The organism is Streptomyces sp. NRRL WC-3618 (assembly GCF_001280005.1).
In the GTDB taxonomy this organism is placed as follows: domain Bacteria; phylum Actinomycetota; class Actinomycetes; order Streptomycetales; family Streptomycetaceae; genus Streptomyces.
On record NZ_LGDW01000062.1, the window covers coordinates 67,391 to 84,059 of the forward strand.

12 protein-coding genes and 2 pseudogenes are annotated in these 16,669 nt (G+C 70.2%); 10 read left to right on the forward strand and 4 right to left on the reverse strand.

The features are described from left to right. Nucleotides 1–120: 120 nt before the first annotated feature. From ADL01_RS09035 to ADL01_RS09055, 5 genes and pseudogenes are all read left to right on the forward strand, one after another. Nucleotides 121–317, forward strand: a pseudogene (locus ADL01_RS09035) (alpha/beta hydrolase); the annotation flags it as partial. A 259-nt stretch (nucleotides 318–576) separates the two neighbouring features. Further along, nucleotides 577–3,297 carry a LuxR C-terminal-related transcriptional regulator gene (locus tag ADL01_RS09040; RefSeq protein ID WP_053741388.1) on the forward strand — a complete coding sequence of 907 codons (2,721 nt, stop codon included), beginning with the start codon at nucleotides 577–579 and terminating at the stop codon, nucleotides 3,295–3,297. A gap of 213 nt (nucleotides 3,298–3,510) precedes the next feature. Further along, nucleotides 3,511–4,019: pseudogene (locus tag ADL01_RS09045) on the forward strand (transposase). A gap of 166 nt (nucleotides 4,020–4,185) precedes the next feature. Then, complete coding sequence (locus ADL01_RS09050; RefSeq protein ID WP_234354561.1) at nucleotides 4,186–5,016, forward strand: calcium-binding protein; 831 nt, start codon at nucleotides 4,186–4,188, stop codon at nucleotides 5,014–5,016. 205 nt (nucleotides 5,017–5,221) lie between these two features. Next, nucleotides 5,222–6,139 (forward strand): hypothetical protein, encoded by a 918-nt coding sequence (locus ADL01_RS09055; RefSeq protein ID WP_159049486.1) that lies wholly within the window; start codon nucleotides 5,222–5,224, stop codon nucleotides 6,137–6,139. A gap of 61 nt (nucleotides 6,140–6,200) precedes the next feature. Here ADL01_RS09055 and ADL01_RS09060 read toward each other — a convergent pair whose 3' ends face one another. Next, nucleotides 6,201–7,256 carry a LacI family DNA-binding transcriptional regulator gene (locus tag ADL01_RS09060; protein ID WP_053741391.1) on the reverse strand — a complete coding sequence of 352 codons (1,056 nt, stop codon included), beginning with the start codon at nucleotides 7,254–7,256 and terminating at the stop codon, nucleotides 6,201–6,203. A gap of 382 nt (nucleotides 7,257–7,638) precedes the next feature. Between ADL01_RS09060 and ADL01_RS09065 the strand changes: the two genes are divergently transcribed. From ADL01_RS09065 to ADL01_RS09080, 4 genes are all read left to right on the forward strand, one after another. Continuing rightward, on the forward strand, nucleotides 7,639–8,964 hold the full coding sequence (locus ADL01_RS09065; RefSeq protein WP_053741392.1) for an ABC transporter substrate-binding protein: 1,326 nt from the start codon (nucleotides 7,639–7,641) through the stop codon (nucleotides 8,962–8,964). Beyond that, nucleotides 8,961–9,980, forward strand: coding sequence for a carbohydrate ABC transporter permease (locus tag ADL01_RS09070; RefSeq protein ID WP_053741393.1), 1,020 nt, complete (start codon nucleotides 8,961–8,963; stop codon nucleotides 9,978–9,980). The genes ADL01_RS09065 and ADL01_RS09070 overlap by 4 nt, the downstream gene beginning before the upstream one ends. Next, the gene (locus tag ADL01_RS09075) at nucleotides 9,977–10,903 is read left to right on the forward strand and encodes a carbohydrate ABC transporter permease (RefSeq protein WP_199834782.1); all 927 of its coding nucleotides are present in this window, start codon (nucleotides 9,977–9,979) and stop codon (nucleotides 10,901–10,903) included. Before ADL01_RS09070 ends, ADL01_RS09075 begins: the two co-directional genes overlap by 4 nt. Nucleotides 10,904–11,111: 208 nt before the next feature. Continuing rightward, nucleotides 11,112–12,542: a GH1 family beta-glucosidase gene (locus ADL01_RS09080; RefSeq protein WP_053741394.1), complete on the forward strand. Its 1,431-nt coding sequence runs from the start codon at nucleotides 11,112–11,114 to the stop codon at nucleotides 12,540–12,542. Between the two features lie 108 nt (nucleotides 12,543–12,650). Here ADL01_RS09080 and ADL01_RS09085 read toward each other — a convergent pair whose 3' ends face one another. Both ADL01_RS09085 and ADL01_RS09090 read right to left on the reverse strand, forming a co-directional pair. Beyond that, nucleotides 12,651–13,520, reverse strand: coding sequence for a spermidine synthase (locus tag ADL01_RS09085; RefSeq protein WP_053741395.1), 870 nt, complete (start codon nucleotides 13,518–13,520; stop codon nucleotides 12,651–12,653). Between the two features lie 14 nt (nucleotides 13,521–13,534). Beyond that, nucleotides 13,535–13,978, reverse strand: a complete 444-nt coding sequence (locus ADL01_RS09090) for a hypothetical protein (RefSeq protein ID WP_234354564.1) — start codon at nucleotides 13,976–13,978, stop codon at nucleotides 13,535–13,537. A 295-nt stretch (nucleotides 13,979–14,273) separates the two neighbouring features. On the opposite strand from ADL01_RS09090, the gene ADL01_RS09095 reads away from it, so the two are divergent. Next, a complete protein-coding gene (locus tag ADL01_RS09095) occupies nucleotides 14,274–15,722 on the forward strand; it encodes a hypothetical protein (protein WP_053741397.1) in 1,449 nt (482 codons plus the stop codon). A 137-nt stretch (nucleotides 15,723–15,859) separates the two neighbouring features. Here the strand turns inward: ADL01_RS09095 and ADL01_RS09100 are convergent, their stop codons facing one another. Beyond that, nucleotides 15,860–16,456 (reverse strand): histidine phosphatase family protein, encoded by a 597-nt coding sequence (locus tag ADL01_RS09100; RefSeq protein WP_053741398.1) that lies wholly within the window; start codon nucleotides 16,454–16,456, stop codon nucleotides 15,860–15,862. Between the last annotated feature and the right edge of the window lie 213 nt (nucleotides 16,457–16,669).

The window sequence follows — 16,669 nt, forward strand, 5'->3', positions numbered from 1 at the left end:
CTTCTGGGTCAACTCCCTCTGAGGCGAGTTCTTTTGACTGGCCGTCACAGCGCGGCGGGCGCCGAGCCCGCCGCGCCTCGCTTCCCCTCGTATCCCCTCGTATCCCCTGGAGAGATCACTCTCGGCAGCCGGATCAGCGAAGAGGCCGTGCGGGCCATTTGAACGTGGCGGCGGGCGCGTCGGCGTACGCGTCGGTGGCCTGCGTGCCCACCTGGCTCACAGACTTCCGCGCCGACGTCGCCAAGATCGACGTACCGGCGCTGATCCCGCACGGCACGGCCGACCGGATCCTGCCGATCGACGCCACCGGGCGGCCCTGCCGGGGTACGTCCGTCTGCTGAGCCTCCAGGATCGCCGCCCTGGGGGCCTCCGTATGCGACGCGGTCGTCCCCTACCGACAGTTCACGCTGCCGCAGGGGTGAACGCTCACCCGACGGGGCGTTCACCTTCTCGGCACGTTTTGCACACTCCGGCCCGCTTACCGTCACAACAACTTCGTCCTGTTGCGGAGCGCCCACCGTCGCGAAGGGAGATCTCATAGTGTGGTCCGGGGTTCACCATGCGGCGGGGCCGCCGATGGTCGGTCGGCACGCGGAGCGTGAGGCGATCGGAAGGCTGCTCGAATCGGTCCGTGACGGCTTCAGTGGCGTCCTGGTGTTCACCGGCGACGCGGGAGTCGGCAAATCCCGGCTGCTGGAGTACGCCGCCCAGTCCGCCCAGGACCTGACAGTCGTCAGGCTGGTCGGCGTCGAGGCCGAGACACGACTGGGCTACGGCGCCCTGCACCGGCTCCTGCGGCCCTACCTGGGCCGACTGCCGGCGCTGCCGCAGCGCCAGCGTGACGCCCTGAACGCCGCGTTCGGGCTGACCGACGCTTCGCCGTCCGACCGCCATCTCGTCGGACTGGCCGCGCTGACGCTGCTCTCGGACGTGGCCATGGCGGCGCCGATGCTCTGTCTGGTCGACGACGTGGAGTGGCTGGACCGCGAGTCGGCGGAGACCCTGGCGTTCGTGGGCCGACGCCTGTACGCGGACTGCCTGGGCCTGCTGTTCGCCGGGCGGGACGGGACCGGCGTCCACGACGTTTTCGGCGCCCTGCCCGCGCTCCGGCTGGAGGGCCTCGCGGACGTGGAGGCCCGTGCCCTGCTGACCGACGGTGTGACCGGACACCTGGACCAGGCGGTCGCCGAACGGCTCGTGGCCGGCACGGGAGGCAACCCGCTCGCGCTTCTGGAACTGGCGGTGAACCTGAACTCGGAACAGTTGGCCGGGATCACACCACTGCCGGAGCCACTGCCGTTGAACCGGCAGCTGGAAGAACACTTCCGGCGGACGGCGGCGCTGCTGCCCGCCGACACCCAGACCCTGCTGCTGCTCATGGCCGCGACGCCGACGGACGACCAGGCGACGCTGTGGCGCGCCGCGGGCGTTCTGGGGCTGTCCGTCCGGTCGGCCGCGCCCGCGGTCGCCGCGGGGATACTGAACCACGGGATGGTCGCCGAGTTCCGCCACCCGCTGATCCGGTCGGCGGTCCACTCGGCCGCGTCCGCCGAGGAGCGACGCGGTGTCCAGGCGGCACTGGCCGCCACGAGCGCTCCCGAGCGCCGGGCCTGGCATCTGGCCGAGGCGACCGACGGCCCGGACGACAGCGTGGCCGCACAGCTCGAAGCCGCCTCCGAACTGGCCCAGGCACGTGGCGGATACTCCGAACAGGCCCTGGTCCTCACCCGGGCGGCGGAGCTGACCGCGCATCCGCACAAGCGGGCCGAGCGATATCTCGACGCGGCGGCGGCACACCTCACCTCCGGCAATGTGCCGGCGGTGCGGGCGCTGCTCGATCTCGCCACTCCCGACCTGACCGGGCCGGTCGCCCGGGCCCACGCGACACGGCTGCGGGCGTCCGTCGAGATGTTCTGTGCCCGCCCCCGCGAGGTTCCCGCCATGCTGCTGGACGCGGTGGCCGACCGCGGCTCCACCGATCCGGCGGCGAGCTGGGATCTGCTGCGCGAGGCGACGTACGCCGCGATCGTCGGCGGCCGGCAGATCACGGGGACGACCACCCGCGAGGTCGCCAAGGCAGCCGCGGACGTCTGGCACGAAACGGCGTTGCCCGCCTGGAGCCCCGATCCGTTGATGGCGGCACTGGCGCGGTTGATCGCCCACGGCTATGCCGCGGGAGCCCCGGCCCTGGCCGCGGCCCTGGCCCGACTGCGGACCGCCGACGATCTCCAGGAGCAGGATGCGTTCAGCGTCATGGTCAGCATCGCGGGCGACGAGTTGTGGGACATCGAGGCCAAGCGGGAGATCCTCGGGAAACTGGTGACGGCGGACCGCGGTCGCGGAGCGCTCTACGGGCTCAGCATGGCGCTGCTCTCCTTCGCCACCGTGGAGATCTGGGACGGCCGGTTCGCCGCCGCCGAGAGCTGCTTCATCGAGGCGGACGACTATATGGCCGCGACCGGATTCCGGGCGTCGGGAGACTTCCACAAGGCCCTGCTGTATGCCTGGACCGGCCAGGAAGCCGAGCTGCGGGCCGCGGTCGCGACGATGAACGCCATGGCCGAGAACCTGGGGATCGGATTGACGTACCGGTGGGTCGGCCAGGCCCTGAGCATCTTCGAGATCGGCCGCGGACGGTATCGGGAGGCGCTCGACGCCCTGCTCGCGGTGTTCGACCACGACCCGCTGGTCCTCGGCGACATCAATCTCGCCGGAATGGTCGAGGCCGGACTGCGGGCCGGCGACCGGAAGGCCGCCGCCATGGCCATGGAGCGCATGGAGGAGCGCGCGCCGCTGGCCGGAACCCCGTGGGCGTGGGGGCTGCTCGCGCGCTGCCGGGCCCTGCTGACCGACGATGACGGCGCCGAGCAGCTGTACCAGGAATCGATCTCGCAGCTCGAGAAGGTCCCGGTGGCCGTGGAGCTGGCATGGTCGCGCCTGCTGTTCGGCGAGTGGCTCCGCCGTCGCAGGCGTCGTACCGACGCCAGGGTCCAACTGCGGGCCGCGTACGAGTCCTTCGAGTCCTGGGGAGCCGCGCCTTTCGCCGAGCGGGCGAGAGTGGAGCTGCTGGCCACCGGGGAAACCGCACGTAAGCGAACGGTCGACACCCAGTTCGACCTCACCCCGCAGGAACGTCATGTGGCGACGCTGGCCGCGTCGGGGTTGACCAACGCGGAGATCGCCACCCAGTTGTTCGTCACCACCTCGACCGTCGAGTTCCATTTGAGCAGGGTGTTCCGCAAGCTCGTCATCACGTCGCGCAGGCAGATCAGGCGCAAGCTGAGTGAAGCCGATTGACCCAGCGGGCCGTCGACCGGTGGGCGTCGTGGAACCGCAGCCCGTAGCGCCAGGCGGCCGGAAACCGCGGCTTCCCTCACGGAGGCGGCAACGCGCGGCGGTCGTGGGGGGCGCCGAGGACGTGGCCGGGGCGGGGGCCGGCGTGCAGTCCTCGGGAAGCAGCCGTTCCTCCCGGTCGACGCAGATGTGGACCGAGGCAAGCCGGGTTCCAGAATGCACATCCTGTCGGACGCGAACGGACTGCCCCTCCTCGTCGGCGTCTCGGCCGCCAACACCCACGACAGCCTCGCGCTCAAGCCCATGATCACCGGGCACCAAACGAGACACGGCCCCTACAGAGGCCGCTACTTCAAGCCTCAGCGTCTCCACGCCGACAAGGCCTACGACATCCCCCGCCTGCGGAATGGTCACGCGGCAGAGGCATTGGCGTTCGTATCGCCCGCAAAGGCATCGAGTCCAGCGAACGACTGGGACGCCGAAGGCGGGTAATCGAACGGACCATGTCCTGGCTGAACGGATACCGCCGGCTCAATCACCGCTACGAACGCCACCCCCGCAACTACCTGGCGTTTCTCGGCCTCGCCGCAGCCCTCTGTTGCTGCAAACGGCTCGTCCGCCTCACCACACAGGACACGGTCCAACAGGGAAACCAAGGTTGTCTGCGAAAACTGAGTGAAATTCCGGTACAACCCCTGCCCGGGGTGCGGTGTCTGAACGTGTGATCGGAAACAACAACCCCGCACATAGGTGCGGCCTCACGACTCGATCGCCGATCGCTGACCGCCGTGACGACGGCGGCAGCGGTGACGACGAATTCGCCAGCGCCTTTCTTCGGCTGGCCTGATCATCACTGATTCCGCGAAGGGTTATTTCTGCATGCGCACCTTAATGACTATTTCCGCCACCGCCTCTCTCGCTCTCGCTCTCGCCCTCGGCGGAGGCGTGTTCGCGGCGTCCAACGCCCAGGCGGCCACGGCGAGTTCGGCCTCTCTCGTCCACGCCGACGGCGAGCTCTGGTACAGAGCCGGCGCCGGACAGACCAACAACCTGACGGTCACCGCGAAGGTCGTCGACGTCGACCCCTCCCAGTTCGGTGAGGACTACCTCCTCACCTTCCGCGACACGTTCGACATCACCATCTCCACGAACGAGTGCAGCTACCCGTCGGCGGCCAACCACAAGGTCGCCGAGTGCACGGTGGCCGCCCCCCTGGGTTCCGACGACTCGGACGACTACGACGTCGACCTCGGTGACGGCAACGACACCGCGACGGTCACCGGCTCCGCATACACCTCGATCCACGGCGGCAAGGGCAACGACGTCCTCAAGGGCAGCACCGCCGCCGTGTTCTACGGGGACGACGGCAACGACCGCCTCGACGGCGGCGGAGGCGTATGGGCCATGGGCCCGTTCGGCGGTGCCGGCAACGACACGATCACCAACTGCGACGCCGAGTGCCACGGCGGCACCGGCAACGACACCATCACGGGCACCGCCGCCGGTCAGGACTTCGGCATGTACGGGGACGACGGCAACGACGTCATCCACGGCGGCGCCGGCGCCGACCTCATCCACGGCGGCAAGGGCAACGACAAGCTGTACGGCGACAGCGGCAACGACAAGATCTACGGCAACAGCGGCAACGACCTGATCCACGGCGGCACGGGCACGGACACGCTCTCCGGCGGCCCGGGCACCAACAAGGTCTACCAGAACTAGAACAACCAGAACTCGGGGCCATCAGAGGCGTGAGGGAACACGGCGCCCTCACGCTCCCCCTGCCCAGCATCTCGGACAGGCCCGGCCGGCGGGCCCCCTGCGACATGGGTCGTGCAGCCCGAGGTCGCCACGAAGACAACCGCGGGCTCCGTGGTATCGCCGAACCGGCGGCGCCATCCTGCTCGCCCTGCTCACCGCCGGCATCGTGGGCCGCCGGAAGGTGCGTACCGGATTCGCCGCCGTCCGCCGGGGCCTGAACAAGCTGGGCGAGCCCGCGCGCCGGCGTCGCAGGCTGGCGCGCCGACGGGCGACCAGCCGCCGGTTCGACGCGGACACCGACTCGGTGCGGCGCGCCTACGACGCCCTCGGCGAGTTCGCCGCCACGAACCGCGAGCCCGAGAGGCCGGTGCACGCGCTGAGCGTCGACCACACCGGCGTGACGGTGTGGCTGTCGGCGTCGGACGCGGCCGGCCCACCATGGACGAGCATCGACAGCACGCGCTGGCGCCGCCCCGCCGCCGCACCCGGCCGCCAGGCCCCGGGCGACAGCGGCGTGACCTCACCCGCTGCCGCACCCTCTACCTCACCCACTGCCTCACCCGCTGGTCTCTCCACGCCCTGTCTGGTCCGGGCAGGCACCGACACCGACGGCCGCCCCGTGTTCGTCGACCTCAGCCGCTTGGACGGCGTCCTCAGCGTGACCGGTGAGAAGACGGTGGCCCGTGACGTCGTACAGAATCTGCTGGCGGAGATCGCCCGTACCCGTCCCGACACTCCGGTGACCGTGCTGCGGGGAACAGCCGACGCTCCGCCGCTCGCCGTACCGCCGCGCCTGCGGCAACTGCCGTATGTCACCCCGCAGGCCGTGACCGCTCCGGTCCCCGCGCACGGCACGGTGCGCGGCGCCGCCTCCCGTCGGCCGGTCAGGGGACTGGTCGTGGTGGCGGGTACCCCGAGCTCACGAGAGGCCCCCGGACTGGTAGCCCTGTGCGGCCCGGGCGGTGCGGGCTGGACCGGGCTCGTCCACGGGGATACGCAGCACGCGCGCTGGCGCTGGTACGCCGACAGTCACGGCCGCGTCGACATGCCCGTACTGGACCTGAAGCTCAAGGTCCCGGCCTGAGCGCAGGACGGCGTACGAGCCCTCAGGACGGGATACGAGCCTCATGACGACGTACGACCCCTCAGGACGACGTACGAGTCATCAACTCCGTGGGAAGCACCACCCGGCGTCGCTCCAGTACCCGGGACGCCGTCGGGCGGCGGTCCGCGACCTCCTCCAGGAGCAGGTCGATCATCGCGCGGCCCATTTCCACGATCGGCTGGCGGACGCTCGTCAGGGGCGGGTCCATGTGACGGGCGATCGCCGAGTCGTCGTAGCCGACGAGGGCCACGTCCTCCGGTATACGGCGGCCCTGTTCGCGCAGAACCTGGCGGGCACCCGCCGCCGTCACGTCCGACCCGGCGAAGACCGCGTCCAGGTCGGGACAGCGGGCCAGGAGACGGGTCATCGCCCGACGGCCGCCCTCCTCCGTGAAGTCACCCGGTTCGATCAGGTCCTCGTCCACCTCGTGACCCGCCGCCTCCAGGGCGTCGCGGTAGCCGTCGACGCGGCGCTGGGCGCCGTACACGTCCAGCCGGCCCGTGATGTGGGCGACCTTGCGGCGGCCCCGGGAGAGGAGGTGTTCGGCCGCCTGGCGCCCGCCTCCGTAGTTGTCCGAGTCGACCGAGGTGAGGGTTTCCGCCGCCGACCTCGGGCCGCTGATCACCGCCGGGATCTCCAACTGGGCCAGCAGGTCGGGGAGCGGGTCGTCCGCGTGAGTCGAGACCAGCAGGACACCGTCGACGCGGTGGGCGGCCAGATACTGGGCGAGGCGTTGGCGCTCCCGGTCGCTGCCCGCGAAGATCAGCAGGAGCTGCATCTCCGTGTCCGAGATCGCGGCGCCCACACCGCGCAGGATGTCGGAGAAGTACGGTTCCGCGAAGAAGCGGGTCTCCGGCTCGGGGACGACGAGCGCGATCGCGTCCGTGCGGTTCGCCGCGAGGGCGCGGGCCGCGGTGTTCGGGACGTAGCCGAGTTCCGCGACCGCCGCCTCGACCGCGGCGCGCGTCGCGTCGCTGACCCGCGGGGAGCCGTTGATCACCCGGGAGACCGTGCCGCGGCCCACTCCGGCGCGCACGGCGACCTCTTCCAGGGTCGGCCGGCCACCGCTGCGGCCCCGCGCTCCATGGCTTGCCATCTGGGGCCCCGCCCTTCCGCCGTCGTCACCCTGGCCTGGAATCTAACAGTCCCTTCCAGGGGCGCATGTCACCACCGGGGCGGCCCATGGCCCGACTCCGGCACTGGCCGATCTTCACCGGTCCGCGTCACGTCCGTTTCGAGCCGCCGCGTTAGTTAACAGGCCGATAACTGAAGGCACCTCCTCTCGTCATCGCCCTTGACACCCCCGCCCGGACCGACGAACCTTCAACACATCACCGATGGGAGCGCTCCCACGGTACCTGACACATACACATCCCGCACGTTCCCCGCCCGAGCCGCAGCGCTGAATCAAGACGAACTAACGGGCCCAACAATGCAGTTGGCCGGGGGGTCGGCACGTCAGGCAACAGGAGGACGTAATGCGCACGAGCACCCGCGGGTCCCGCAGAGTGATGACCCTCGCGGTCGTCGCCACACTGACGACGGGGCTGCTGGCCGGCTGCGCCGACGACTCGGGCGACGGCAAGCCGGACAACGGCGGAGGCGGCGGAGGCGGCGGCAAGACCGCGCTGACCATCGGCACCTTCGGTGTCTTCGGTTACAAGCAGGCCGGTCTCTACGACGAGTACATGAAACTGCACCCGGACGTCAGCATCAAGGAGAACGTCACCACCAAGACCGACGTGTACTGGCCCAAGACGATCACCCGTCTGCAGGCCGGTTCCGGTGTCGACGACATCCAGGCGATCGAGATCGGCAACGTCGCCGAGGCGGTGCAGACGCAGGCGGACAAGTTCGTCGACCTCGGCAAGGAGGTCGACAAGTCCCAGTGGCTGGACTGGAAGAACGCACAGGCCACCACCAAGGACGGCAAGCAGATCGGGCTCGGCACCGACATCGGCCCGATGGCGATCTGCTACCGCAAGGACCTGTTCAAGAAGGCCGGCCTGGAGACGGACCGGACCAAGCTCGCCGCACAGTGGGCGGGCGACTGGTCGAAGTTCGTCGGCGTCGGCAAGGAGTACATGAAGAAGGCGCCGAGCGGCACCAAGTTCGTGGACTCCGCCTCCTCGGTCTACAACGCGGCACTGGGTGGCGGGAAGGAGCGCTACTACGACAAGGACGGCAACGCCATCTGGGACAAGTCGACGGGCGTCAAGGACGCCTGGAACGCCGCGATGGAGGTGGCGACCAGCACCATGTCGGCGAAGCTGAAGCAGTTCGAGGGCCCGTGGGACACGGCCCTCTCCAAAGCCAGCTTCGCGACGGTGGCCTGCCCCGCCTGGATGATCGGCTACATCCAGGAGAAGTCCGGTGAGGCCGGCAAGGGCAACTGGGACGTGGCGGCGGCGCCGACCGCGGCCAACTGGGGCGGCGCGTTCATCGGCGTACCGACGGCCGGCAAGCACCAGAAGGAGGCCATCGCGCTCGCCAAGTGGCTGACGGCCCCCGAGCAGCAGGCCAAGGTCTTCGCCAAGCAGGCGAGCTTCCCGTCGGCCCCGTCGGCGTACACGATGCTGAAGCCGGCGCCCGCCACCGTCGAGTTCTTCTCGAACGCGCCGCTCACCGAGATCTACGCGGCGTCGGCCAAGACCATCCCGGTCCAGTACTTCGGCGTCAAGGACCAGCCGATCGGCACCGCGATCACGGACATCGGCATCCTCCAGGTCGAGCAGAAGGGCAAGAGCCCTGAGCAGGGATGGGACGCGGCCAAGAACGAGATCAAGGACGTGCTCGGCCAGTGACCAGCCCCAAGCAGGCTCTCGCGCATCCCGCGCCGAGTGCCGAGACCGCGCCCGGCGACCAGCCGGGCGCGGTCCCGGGCGCCCAAGGTCGCGGTAAGCCACCCACGGGCCCGGGCTCGTGGCGCAGTCGGCTGTACCGCTGGGACATGAAGGCGTCGCCATACGCGTTCATCACCCCCTTCTTCCTCGTCTTCGGGGCCTTCGGACTGGTCCCGCTCCTCTACACGGGCTGGTACTCGCTGCACAGCGTGCAGCTGTCCTCGCTGGACAACCAGACCTGGGTGGGTCTGGAGAACTACAAGAACCTGTGGTCCTCGGACTTCTTCTGGAACGCCCTGAAGAACACCTTCACCATCGGTCTGATCTCGACCGTGCCGCAGCTGCTCCTGGCGCTCGGCATCGCGCACCTGCTCAACTACAAGCTGCGCGGCTCGATCCTGTGGCGGGTGGTCATGCTCACCCCGTACGCCACCTCGGTGGCGGCGGCGACGCTGGTCTTCACGCTGCTGTACTCGTGGGACGGCGGCATGATCAACTGGCTGCTGCACTTCGTCGGGGTCGACCCGATCAACTGGCGCGAGTCCGACTGGGGCGGGCAGTTCGCCGTCTCCAGCATCGTGATCTGGCGATGGACCGGCTACAACGCGCTGATCTACCTCGCGGCGATGCAGGCGATCCCCGCCGACCTGTACGAGTCGACGGCTCTCGACGGCGCGAACCGCTGGCAGCAGTTCCGCCATGTCACGATCCCGATGCTCCGGCCGACGATCCTGTTCACCGTGGTCGTGTCCACCATCGGCGCGACCCAGCTCTTCGGTGAGCCCCTGCTGTTCGGCGGGTCCAAGGGCGGTTCCGAGCACCAGTACCAGACGCTCGGTCTGTACATGTACGACCAGGGCTGGATCATCGGCAACCTCGGCAAGGCGTCCGCGATCGCGTGGTCGATGTTCCTGATCCTGCTGATCGTCGCCGCGGTCAACATGCTGGTCACCCGACGTCTGAGGAAATCCCAATGACCACAAGTGATCTGACGCTGCCTCAGGCGGACACGGACATGGACACGAAGTCGAAGCCGAAGGGCGGCAGGGGCTCCCGGCGCCCCCGGATGATCGGCGCGGGCAAGCAACTGCACGCGGGCCCGCTCACCTACGTCGTCCTGGCGGTCTTCTCGCTGATCTCGCTGGCCCCGCTGCTGTGGACGGCGATCGCGGCCTCCCGCGACAACACCCGGCTCGCCCAGACACCGCCACCGCTGTGGTTCGGCGCGAACCTCTTCAAGAACCTGCAGGCCGCGTGGGACGAGGTGGGACTCGGCACGGCGATGCTCAACAGCACGCTCGTCGCCGGCACCATCACGGTCAGTACGGTGCTGTTCTCGACGCTGGCGGGATTCGCCTTCGCCAAGCTGCGGTTCAAGTTCTCCAGCGTGCTGCTGCTGCTGACCATCGGCACGATGATGGTCCCGCCGCAGCTCGCCGTCGTACCGCTGTATCTGTGGATGGCCGACCTCGGCTGGTCCAACCAGTTGCAGGCCGTGATCCTGCCGACGCTGGTCACCGCCTTCGGTACGTTCTTCATGCGCCAGTACCTGGTGCAGGCGCTGCCCTCCGAGCTGATCGAGGCGGCGCGGATGGACGGCGCGAACAGCCTGCGCGTGGTGTGGCACGTGGTCTTCCCGGCGGCGCGGCCCGCGATGGCCGTGCTCGGCCTGCTGACCTTCGTGTTCGCCTGGAACGACTTCCTGTGGCCGATCATCGCCCTGAACCAGCAGAACCCGACCGTGCAGGTCGCACTGAACGCGCTCGGCACCGGTTACGTCCCCGACCAGGCTGTGATCATGGCGGGCGCGCTGCTGGGCACCCTGCCGCTGCTCATCGCCTTCCTCCTGTTCGGCAAGCAGATCGTGGGCGGCATCATGAACGGCGCGATCAAGGGCTGATCCGCACAGGACCTTCGTACCGGATCCTTGTACGGGACCTTCGTACGGGACCTTCGTACGGGATCTTGATACGGGACTTTCGTCAGGGCATTTTCGTACGGGAACTCTCGGGGGCCGGGTCACCGCCGCCTCGGCCCCCTCGCTCACTCCCCCCACTTCCCTCTCCTTCCACCCGTCGGTCTCCCCGACCTCCTTTGGGAGCGCTTCCATGCCTGAGTCCATCACCCCTGTGACCTTTCCTCCCGCCTTCCTCTGGGGCGCGGCGACCTCCGCGTACCAGATCGAGGGGGCGGTGCGGGAGGACGGCCGCACCCCGTCGATCTGGGACACGTTCAGCCATACGCCGGGCAAGACGGCCGGCGGCGACCACGGTGACATCGCTGTCGACCACTACCACCGCTACCGCGACGACGTGGAGCTGATGGCCGGCCTGGGCCTGAGCGCGTACCGCTTCTCCGTCTCCTGGTCGCGCGTGCAGCCGACCGGCCGGGGCCCGGCGGTCCAGCGCGGTCTGGACTTCTACCGGCGCCTCGTCGACGAACTGCTCGAACGCGGCATCAAGCCGGCGGTCACCCTCTACCACTGGGACCTCCCGCAGGAGCTGGAGGACGCGGGCGGCTGGCCGGAGCGCGAGACGGCGCTGCGTTTCGCCGAGTACGCGCAGATCATGGGTGAGGCACTGGGCGACCGCGTCGAGCAGTGGATCACGCTCAACGAGCCCTGGTGCAGCGCGTTCCTGGGCTACGCCTCGGGTGTGCACGCCCCCGGCCGGACCGAGCCGCTGGCCTCCCTGCGGGCGGCGCATCACCTCAACCTGGCGCACGGGCTGGGCACTTCGGCCCTGCGCGCGGCGATGCCGGCCCGCAACACGGTCGCGGTGAGCCTCAACTCCTCGGTGGTCAGGCCCCTTTCGCAGACGCCGGCCGATCTCGCGGCGGTCCAGAAGATCGACGACCTGGCCAACGGCGTCTTCCACGGCCCGATGCTGCGCGGCGCCTACCCGGAGACCCTGTTCGCCGCCACCTCGTCGGTCACCGACTGGTCGTACGTCCTGGACGGCGACCTCGCGCTGATCAACCAGCCGCTGGACGCGCTCGGCCTCAACTACTACACCCCGGCCCTGGTGTCGGCGGCCGAGGACAAGCCGAACGGCCCGCGCGCCGACGGCCACGGGGCGAGCGACTTCTCGCCCTGGCCGGGGGAGGCGGACGAGGTCCTCTTCCACCAGTCCCCGGGCGAGCGCACGGAGATGGGCTGGACCATCGACCCGACGGGCCTGCACGACCTGATCATGCGGTACACGAAGCTGGCTCCGGGCCTGCCGATCTACGTCACGGAGAACGGCGCCGCCTACGACGACAAGCCCGAGTCGGACGGCAGCGTCCACGACCCCGAGCGGATCGCCTACCTCCACGGCCATCTGCGGGCGGTCCGGCGCGCGATCGCCGAGGGCGCGGACGTCCGCGGCTACTACCTGTGGTCCCTGATGGACAACTTCGAGTGGGCGTACGGCTACGGCAAGCGCTTCGGCGCGGTGTACGTCGACTACGCGACCCTCACCCGCACCCCGAAGTCGAGCGCCCTCTGGTACGGCCGCGTGGCACGCACCGGCACCCTGCCGCCCGCGAACGCCGTGTGACCCTCCGGGAGTTCGGCGGGGGATTCTGAACGGGCGGGACGCGGCACCGGAGGGGGGTGCCGCGTCCCGCCCCGGGGCATGTCCGGGGGATCCGGGTGGAGTTCGGCGTCAGCGGAACACCGACGGTGGCGGTGCCGGGGAGGCGACCGCCGCCGCGTCCGTGACCGGTACGGCTCCGCCGGTGAAGTCGGTGAGGGCGCGGCCGTGTTCGAGGCGGGCGGGGTGCGGGTCGGAGGCGGTGCGACGGGTCAGCTCGGCAATGGGCAGCGGGTGCGCGGAGCCGACGAGCACCGCGTTGCCGAACCGTTTCCCCCGCAGCACGGTCGGGTCGGCGATCAGGGCCAGCTCGGGGAAGACGGCGCCCGCGGTGGCGATCTGGCCGCGGAGATGGGCGAGCGGCGGCCCGTCGGCGAGGTTGGCGGCGTAACAGCCGGCGTCGTTCACGACCCTGCGTACGTCCCTCAGGAACTCGACCGACGTCAGATGGGCCGGGGTACGCGCCCCGCTGAACACGTCCGCGACGACGAGGTCGGCCCAGCCGTCGGGGATCTTCGCGAGTCCCTCGCGGGCGTCGGCGGAGCGCACCCGGATACGGGCGTTCGGGTCCAGGGGCAGCTCGCGGCGGACCAGTTGGACGAGGGCCGCGTCCCGTTCCACGGCCTGCTGGGTGGACCGGGGGCGGGTCGCGGCGACGTACCGGGCGAGCGTGAGGGCGCCGCCGCCGAGGTGCACGACCTGCACGGGCTTGCCCGGCGGGGCGACAAGGTCGATCACATGACCGAGGCGGCGCTGGTACTCGAAGGAGAGGTACGCCGGGTCGTCGAGGTCGACGTGGGACTGCGGGGCGCCGTCGATGAGCAGGGTCCAGGCGCGCGCCCGGTCCCGGTCGGGGACCAGCTCGGCGAGCCCGCCGTCGACCGTCTCGACGACGGCGTCGGCCGCCGACTGCCCGCGCCGCGCGTTTCTGGACTTTCCCATTCCCGCATTATCGGTCAGCGGCGGTTGTCGGCCGCCTCGATGAGCCGGGCCGCCTCACCGAGGGCCGCGCGCAGCACCGCCGGGTCGGTGGCCAGATCCGCGTCACCGGGCGGGAGCAGCCAGTCCGACCCCTTGACGGGGGGTACGGGATCGGGGACCGCGAGGCTCAGGCCGCGCCCGTTGGTCTCCGTACAGATGCTGCCCGGGACGTCCCAGGCCGCGGCGGTGCCGGGCGGGACGAGAAACCCGAGGGTGTCGCAGCCGTCGTCATGCAGTACGGGGCCGACGGCGTCACTCGCGCCCCTGCGCAGGATGTCGACCGCCTCCAGCCCCTGCCGCGCCGGAACCGTCACCAAATCACAGTTGGGCACTGTGTTTGACGCGGCCGATGCGGGCAACGCGAGTGATGTACGCCCTGCGAACGACGCACAAGGATCGGTGCTCTGACTGATCTCCATCCCGGCCTCCACCACGGAACCCCTCCTGAAACGAGTGGGTCGGGAGTTCGGGTGGCTCCCGGTCCACAGGGTTCAACGCGTCGCAACGTCAACGGCTACGGCACAAGACCGCCGCAAAGGATGGCAGTTCATGGCAGATCGTGGATGAGATATCCGGTTTGTAGCCAAACCCCGCATGGCGGGTCGTGCGCAGCGGGTACGTTCTTGCCCGCCGGAAACAGGACGTCCGATGGATAAGTGTTCCCACACGTCAGGAATCCGGCACGGTTCGACGGTTCGCAGAGAGGGCCCGGCCATGACGTCGTCAACAGTGACCTCGTCGCAGTCCCCGCGGCCGCCACGACCGAACCTCGCCTTTCGGCAGTTGCGCGGGCAGCGCTCTCCGGGCGAGTTCGCCGCGGCGGTACGGCGGGCCGCCCGCGAGATCGGGGAACGGGTCAGCTGTGACGCTCGTTACGTCGGCCGGGTCGAGGCGGGTGAGATCCGCTGTCCCAACTACGCGTACGAGCGGGTGTTCCTGCACATGTTCCCCGGCCGGACCCTGGCCGACCTGGGGTTCGCGCCCCGCGCGTCGGTACGCGGACGCGGGGCGCGCGAAACGGAGGACGCGCCCCCTGAGTATCCCGCGATCCCGTCGTCTCACACCGATGAGACGGCGGGGGCGTACGAGCCGTATGACACGCAGGACGCGCAGGACCCGTACGAGACGCACGACAACTACGAGGAGAGCGACGTGCTGCGTCGCGCATTCATGACGGGCGGTGCCACTGTGGCAGCCGCCTCCCTGAGCCCCTTCGGGTTCGCCTACGAGGCCTCGGCCGCGGACCGTCCCACGCGCCGCGTCGGAGCCGGTGAGGCGGGCGCGCTGGAAGAGGCCGTACGCCGCATCAGACTGCTCGACGACCGGCACGGCGCCGACGGTCTCTACCGGCGCGCCGCCGCCCCGCTGCGAGCCGCCTACGAACTGCTCGACGCGGGCGCGGTACGGCAGACCACCGCCGACCGGCTGCACGCGGGCGCGGGTGAACTCGCCATCTCCGTCGGCTGGCTGGCACACGACTCGGGCCGCTTCGACGACGCGCGCTCGCACTACGCGGAGGCGCTGGCGACCGCCCGGGTGGCCGGGGACGCGGCCCTGGAGGCGCACGCCTTCTGCAACACGGCGTTCCTCGCGCGTGACGCGGGGCGCCCGCGCGAGGCGGTCAGAGCGGCGCAGGCCGCGCAGCGCGTGGCCCGGCCCCTGGGCTCACCCCGGCTGATGTCGCTGCTCGCGCTGCGCGAGGCGGGCGGCTGGGCGGGCCTCGCCGACCGCGCCGGCTGCGAACAGGCGCTGGCACGGGCCCAGGCGCTGTACGGACGCGGCTCCTCGGAGGCCGACCCCGAGTGGATGAGCTTCTACGGGGAGGCCGAGCTGGAGGGCCTGGAGGCGCAGTGCTGGTCGGCGCTGGGCGACTGGCGCCGGGCGGCCCGGCACGCGCGGCGTGCGGCGCATCTCCAGAACCCGCACTTCACCAGGAACATCGCGCTCTACACCGCCGAACTCACCGACGACCTCGCTCGCGGGGGCCAGCCCGACGAGGCGGCGACGGCGGGCATGCGGGTGCTGGATCTGCTGGACGAGGTCCAGTCCTCCCGGATCCAGACGATGCTGGCGGCGACAGCACGGGTGCTGTTGCCTCACCGGCGGGCGGCGGGGGTGTCTGCGTTCCTGGAACGCCACGCGAGTGTGCCGCGCACGGCTTGAGGTGTCGCTCCCGGCCGGTCCTCGGCCGCGGGCCCGTGGGGGCTGGTCGCGCCCACGCGGCGGAGCCGCGCAATGTCACAGCCCCGCGCCCCTGAAGGGGCGCTCCAGCCAGCCGGCGTTCACAGGCAGGTACCCGGTTATCCGGCCAGGTGTCCCTGGTCGTTCCAGCTTTCGATCGCCGGGGCGCCGTAGGCCCATCCCAGGACGGACAACGACGTCGGATTCAGTCTGATCCGGGCCGCGAAGTCGAGCGGCAGTCCCAGCCAGCGCGCGCCTATCGACCGCAGAATGTGCCCGTGGGCGAACACCAGTACGTCACGATCCTCCGAGCGCGCCCACTCGACCACCTCGTCCGCGCGCGCGGTCACGGCCTGAAGGCTCTCGCCGCCGGGCACCCCGTCCCGCCAGATCAGCCAGCCCGGCCGCACGGCCTGGATGTCGGCCGGGGTCATGCCCTCGTACGCCCCGTAGTCCCACTCCATCAGCGTGTCCCACTCGGCCGCGCGGTCACCGAACCCGGCGATCTCGCACGTCTCACGCGCGCGTACCAGCGGGCTCGTGCGCACCTCGACGTCCGCGAGCCCCTTGAAGGGCGCTCGGTGCAGCCGTTCGCCGAGCAGCTTGGCGCCGCGCCGGCCCTCCTCCAGGAGGGGGACGTCGGTCCTGCCGGTGTGTTTGCCGGACAGCGACCACTCCGTCTGTCCGTGCCGGGCCAGCAGGATGCGCGGTGCCATGAGGAGCCCTTCCGGGGGGAGACGGTAAGCCTGGCGAACGAGGCGAAAGGTGGATGAAAAGGGACGGTCAAGCGAATCAGTGGTAGCGAATGGCGAAAAAGCGAGGCGGAACCCCTCCATCATCGCGCACGCTGTCGGGGGGCAACCCGGAGGCCGATCTTTGCGTCCTGTGTGACAGGGGCGCCGTGTGGGGCGTTCACGTACACCGTAAAA

Excerpts from the sequence above, each read along its gene's own strand:
- ADL01_RS09095 (WP_053741397.1), top strand. The coding sequence starts at position 14,274 with ATGACGTCGTCAACAGTGACCTCGTCGCAGTCCCCGCGGCCGCCACGA.
- ADL01_RS09060 (WP_053741391.1), bottom strand. The coding sequence starts at position 7,256 with ATGGCAAGCCATGGAGCGCGGGGCCGCAGCGGTGGCCGGCCGACCCTG.
- ADL01_RS09080 (WP_053741394.1), top strand. The coding sequence starts at position 11,112 with ATGCCTGAGTCCATCACCCCTGTGACCTTTCCTCCCGCCTTCCTCTGG.
- ADL01_RS09090 (WP_234354564.1), bottom strand. The coding sequence starts at position 13,978 with ATGGAGATCAGTCAGAGCACCGATCCTTGTGCGTCGTTCGCAGGGCGT.
- ADL01_RS09050 (WP_234354561.1), top strand. The coding sequence starts at position 4,186 with ATGACTATTTCCGCCACCGCCTCTCTCGCTCTCGCTCTCGCCCTCGGC.
- ADL01_RS09065 (WP_053741392.1), top strand. The coding sequence starts at position 7,639 with ATGCGCACGAGCACCCGCGGGTCCCGCAGAGTGATGACCCTCGCGGTC.
- ADL01_RS09085 (WP_053741395.1), bottom strand. The coding sequence starts at position 13,520 with ATGGGAAAGTCCAGAAACGCGCGGCGCGGGCAGTCGGCGGCCGACGCC.
- ADL01_RS09075 (WP_199834782.1), top strand. The coding sequence starts at position 9,977 with ATGACCACAAGTGATCTGACGCTGCCTCAGGCGGACACGGACATGGAC.
- ADL01_RS09040 (WP_053741388.1), top strand. The coding sequence starts at position 577 with ATGGTCGGTCGGCACGCGGAGCGTGAGGCGATCGGAAGGCTGCTCGAA.
- ADL01_RS09100 (WP_053741398.1), bottom strand. The coding sequence starts at position 16,456 with ATGGCACCGCGCATCCTGCTGGCCCGGCACGGACAGACGGAGTGGTCG.